The sequence below is a fragment of the Brochothrix sp. genome, assembly GCF_017549435.1.
GTDB classification, from domain to species: domain Bacteria; phylum Bacillota; class Bacilli; order Lactobacillales; family Listeriaceae; genus Brochothrix; species Brochothrix thermosphacta.
On the sequence record NZ_JAFYUW010000137.1, the window covers coordinates 1 to 4,616 of the forward strand.

At 38.3% G+C, this 4,616-nt stretch carries 4 protein-coding genes; 1 reads left to right on the forward strand and 3 read right to left on the reverse strand.

The window, feature by feature from the left end; all coding sequences use genetic code 11:
• From mutS to IKV95_RS09285, 3 genes are all read right to left on the reverse strand, one after another.
• Positions 1–2,481, reverse strand: a 2,481-nt coding sequence (gene mutS / locus IKV95_RS09275; protein ID WP_287451702.1) for a DNA mismatch repair protein MutS, incomplete at its 3' end; no start/stop codon positions are given.
• A 15-nt stretch (positions 2,482–2,496) separates the two neighbouring features.
• Positions 2,497–2,865 (reverse strand): YlbF/YmcA family competence regulator, encoded by a 369-nt coding sequence (locus IKV95_RS09280; protein ID WP_069120495.1) that lies wholly within the window; start codon positions 2,863–2,865, stop codon positions 2,497–2,499.
• 10 nt (positions 2,866–2,875) lie between these two features.
• On the reverse strand, positions 2,876–3,676 hold the full coding sequence (locus IKV95_RS09285) for a TIGR00282 family metallophosphoesterase (RefSeq protein ID WP_029090974.1): 801 nt from the start codon (positions 3,674–3,676) through the stop codon (positions 2,876–2,878).
• Positions 3,677–3,853: 177 nt separating this feature from the next.
• Here IKV95_RS09285 and IKV95_RS09290 point away from each other — a divergent pair, with 177 nt between their 5' ends.
• Positions 3,854–4,576: a peptidylprolyl isomerase gene (locus IKV95_RS09290; protein WP_069125541.1), complete on the forward strand. Its 723-nt coding sequence runs from the start codon at positions 3,854–3,856 to the stop codon at positions 4,574–4,576.
• Positions 4,577–4,616 lie beyond the last annotated feature (40 nt).

Consider the following 4,616-nt stretch of genomic DNA (forward strand, 5'->3'; position numbering starts at 1 on the left):
CTCCAGCGTTTGTTGCGGCTGTTGTTCTTCTTTAACAACCTCTTTCACCGCCAAAGTTGAAAGTGGTGCCGTTTTTCGTTCTAATGGCGCTTGGATAATCACCTGTTCTTTTTGTTCAAGTTGTTCTAAAATATGACCGGCGCGTTCGATTAAGGCATCAGGTAAATGAGCTAAGCGTGCCACATGGATACCATAACTTTGATCAGCAGGTCCTTCCTCTATCTTATGCAAGAATACCACTTTACCATCTTCTTCTACCGCAGTCACGTGTACATTAAAAAGATGTTCCAGCGTATCAGATAAAGCTGTTAATTCATGATAATGTGTTGAAAAGAGTGTTTTAGCATGCACATTTTCGTCAATATACTCAATCATCGACTGTGCTAATGCCATTCCGTCATAGGTTGCCGTGCCTCGACCAATTTCATCAAATAAAATCAAACTGTCCGGTGTTGCATTTTGAATCGCGTTATTCGCTTCAAGCATCTCCACCATAAAAGTACTTTGGCCTGAAATTAAATCATCGGCTGCACCAATTCGTGTAAATACTTGGTCAAATAATGGCAATTCTGCTTCTGTGGCAGGTACTTGGCAACCGACTTGAGCCAATATCGCAATTAAAGCGATTTGACGCATGTACGTACTTTTACCTGACATGTTTGGCCCTGTAATCAACAATAGCTGACGATCATTATGCATCACACAGTCATTTGCGACATAACTTTGATGACCCAGTACTTTTTCAACGACGGGATGACGACCATTTACAATGTTCATCTCGCGGTTATTCGAGAAAACCGGTCGTGTGAATTGTTGTGATTCACTTACTGAAGCAAAACTTTGTAGCACATCAATTTCACTGATCGCTTTTGCTAACGTTTGTAGCGGTTCAATATATGCTTTTACCGCCTCACGTAACTCAAGGAACAAGCTATATTCTAATGCTAAGCTTTTTTCTTCCGCTTCTAGAATAATACGTTCTTTCTCTTTCAATTCAGGTGTGATAAAACGTTCTGCATTTGAAAGGGTTTGTTTACGTTCATAACGGTCTTCTGGCACATTCGCTAAATGTGAGCGCGTAATTTCAATGTAATAACCAAACACACGGTTATAACCAATTTTAAGGTTTTTAATACCGGTTGCTTCACGTTCTTGTGTTTCTAACGCCGCCAACCATGATTTACCATTATGCATCGCATCTTGGTACACATCTAAATCAGCATTATAGCCATTACGAATCATGCCACCTTCTTTGAGTGCGATAGGCGGTGTATCTACCACCGCTTCTTCAAGCAGTGTGCGTAATTCAGTAACAGGGTTTAACCTTTGGCCTAATGTTTTTAAGTTAGCATCTGTCATCGACTCTAACAACTCTTTAATTGCGGGTATTTGTTGCAGTGATTGACGCAATTGCACTAAATCACGGGCATTCACATTACCATATGCCACACGACCACTTAAACGTTCTAAATCATAAACTTGTTTCAATGCTTGCGCCAATTCTTGACGTTCAAAGAAATAAGTCATCAACGCAGCCACATTATCTTGGCGTCGTTCAATTTGAGAGCGTTCAATTAACGGGCGATCTAACCATTGTTTCAGCATTCGGCCACCCATTGCGGTTTGTGTTTCATCTAATAACCACAACAACGTTCCTTGACGTCCTTTACCACGAATTGAATCGGTAATTTCAAGGTTACGCTTCGAATAAAAATCAATTTTCATAAACAAGTTTAATTCATAATGATTCGCAGGTTGTAGATGTGTTAAATCACGTTTTTGGGTATCATCAAGATAATTCAACAAACGCGATACCGCTTGATGTTCAACTTCATTAATTGTTTGGCTCAAAAGTGAGGCATGTGATTTGGCACAATTCAAGGCATCATTATGGGAAATCATCACATTAAGTTGCAATCGTAATTGTTCAAGTAATGCTTCATCTGTATCAGATGCCATAATTACTTCTTTTGCATTAATTGTACTTAATTCATCAATTAATTTTTGCGAATCCGCTGCAAAGTATGTCATGGCCATTTCTCCTGTTGATAAATCACAGTAAGCTAAACCATATTGTTGCGATGCATGTTCAACGACAGCTGCTAAATAGTTGTTTTCTTTCTCATTCAAGCCGCCACGTTCCATTAATGTTCCTTGTGAAATAACTTGTACAACTTCGCGTTTAACCATTCCTTTAGCGAGTTTTGCATCTTCTACCTGTTCACAAATTGCAATTTTATGCCCTTTGCCTACTAAACGATCGATATAACCTTGTACAGCATGATAAGGAACACCGCACATCGGTATTTTACCTTGGTCTCCACCATCACGTGCAGTGAGCGTAATTTCTAATAATTGTGATGCTTTAAGTGCATCTTCAAAGAACATTTCATAAAAATCACCTAGTCGGAAAAAAAGAAAGGCGTCTTGATGCTGTTCTTTAATTGCAAGATATTGCTGAATCATTGGGGTATAAGCCATCTATGTCGACTCCTTCTATTCTTTAGTAGTAGACTTTTCCATTTCTTCATTCACACTGATTGACATATTACGCATCATTAATTGGAGCAACTCGTTGACATCCATTTGTGAATGACGGAACTGTTGTACAATTGGCAATTCATTAATTGATGCTTGTAATGTATCTATTTGGTCATTGATCTCTTTAGCGGCATTCACCTTTTGATAATGTTCAAGATTAACAACTTCTTTTTGAAGCGCTTTGATTTGATCCACACGTTGAGAAATTTTTTGATTTTGCGCAATTTGTTTTTCAACTTCTCGATAAAATGCCACTTCTTCAGTTTTTTGGATTGCAGCTGTTAACTCCGCTGTTTTTTTGATAATATCATCTTCAGAATACATGTTATTCCTCCTATTCTGGTCGGAACGGGTGATCCTCATTAATTACAATCCGTTCGATACGTTTAGCCAAGCCTGTTTTAGGATCAATATCTACTAATGTGCCGCTTAGCGTTGTACGCCCTTCTTTTGGCACTTCAAAACGTGTAGGCATTTGTGTTAAAAAGCGACTAATGACTGCCTCTTTATTCATACCGAGACACGCATCATAAGGGCCTGTCATCCCAACGTCTGTAATGTACGCAGTTCCTCTTGGTAAAATACGTTCATCTGCTGTTTGAACATGAGTATGTGTACCTACAATGGCAGAAACACGCCCATCCAGGTAAAAGCCCATCGCTTCTTTTTCACTTGTTGTTTCAGCATGGAAATCAACAAAAATCATATCTGTACGTTCACGCGCTTCAGCAATTAACTCATCCGCTTTACGGAAGGGGTCATCCAAATCTGCTAAGAAAGTACGTCCTTGTAGATTGATAACCGCCACTTCAACATTGTTATAACGAACATAAGCTAAACCTTTACCAGGTGTTCCTTCCGGGAAATTAGCCGGACGAATCAAGCATTTAGCATCATCAATAAATTCAAAAATGTCACGATTATCCCACGTATGGTTTCCCATCGTAATCATTTGTGCGCCATCAGTCATGAATTTTTTATAAATTTTCTCTGTAATCCCACGCCCGCTGGCAGCATTCTCACCATTAATAATTGTCACGTTAGGTTGATGTTTTTGTTTCAATAACGGTAAATATGTAGTAATCATCTCGCGTCCTAATGAACCTACCACATCACCAATAAATAATATACGCATAGTCACTCTCCTCTATAATTAACTCCTTATGATTATATCAAATTCCCCTTAAATATGATAGAACCGCGCAGCCTTTCATCTAATTCCCTGACATAGTAAAAAATAGAAAGGATTTAGCTTTATATATGGCCTTAAATTATGCTAAAATCGTAGTGTTGACCTAAGGAGGAATTACAAATGAAAAAAATTGCATTATTACTTACACTTGCGATAGCCATGTTTACGCTAGCCGCCTGTTCATCAAGTGCTAAAGATGACACATCAAAAAAAGAAAACAGCAATAACGAAACAAAAACAGAGAAAAAAACTGAACCAAAATTGGTACAATTAGATGATAAAGTTGAAAAAGGCCAACCTGTCGCAACTATCGAAACAACTGAAGGTACTGTGAAAATTAAACTTTTCCCAAAAGAAGCACCTAAAGCAGTTGAAAACTTCGTCACTCATGCAAAAGACGGTTATTATGATGGCTTGTTATTCCATCGTGTAATCGATAATTTCATGATTCAATCAGGAGATCCTAAAGGTGACGGTACAGGCGGCGAAAGCATCTGGAAAAAACCTTTCAAAAATGAAATTTCAAACAACCTGTATCATTTCCGTGGTGCACTTGCAATGGCAAATGCTGGCCCAGATACAAACGGCAGCCAATTCTACATCGTACAAAATAAATTTTTAACAGCCGCTGAAATTAAAAACGATTCAATTCAATACACTGACAGCGTTAAAGAAGCGTATGAAAAATTAAAAGGCGTACCCTCTCTTGATGGCTCTTACACAGTATTTGGACAAACAATCGAAGGTTTAGACATCGTTGATAAAATTGCTGAAACTGAAGTCGGCGCCAATGATAAACCAGAAAAAGACATCAAAATCAAAACAATTAAAATCACTGAATAAAAGCAAAACCAAACGATCAGCTCCGAATAAATTGGAAAAA

Bases quoted from the DNA above. Each gene is read 5' to 3' on its own strand.
- IKV95_RS09280 (WP_069120495.1), bottom strand. From the start codon at position 2,865: ATGTATTCTGAAGATGATATTATCAAAAAAACAGCGGAGTTAACAGCT.
- IKV95_RS09285 (WP_029090974.1), bottom strand. From the start codon at position 3,676: ATGCGTATATTATTTATTGGTGATGTGGTAGGTTCATTAGGACGCGAG.
- IKV95_RS09290 (WP_069125541.1), top strand. From the start codon at position 3,854: ATGAAAAAAATTGCATTATTACTTACACTTGCGATAGCCATGTTTACG.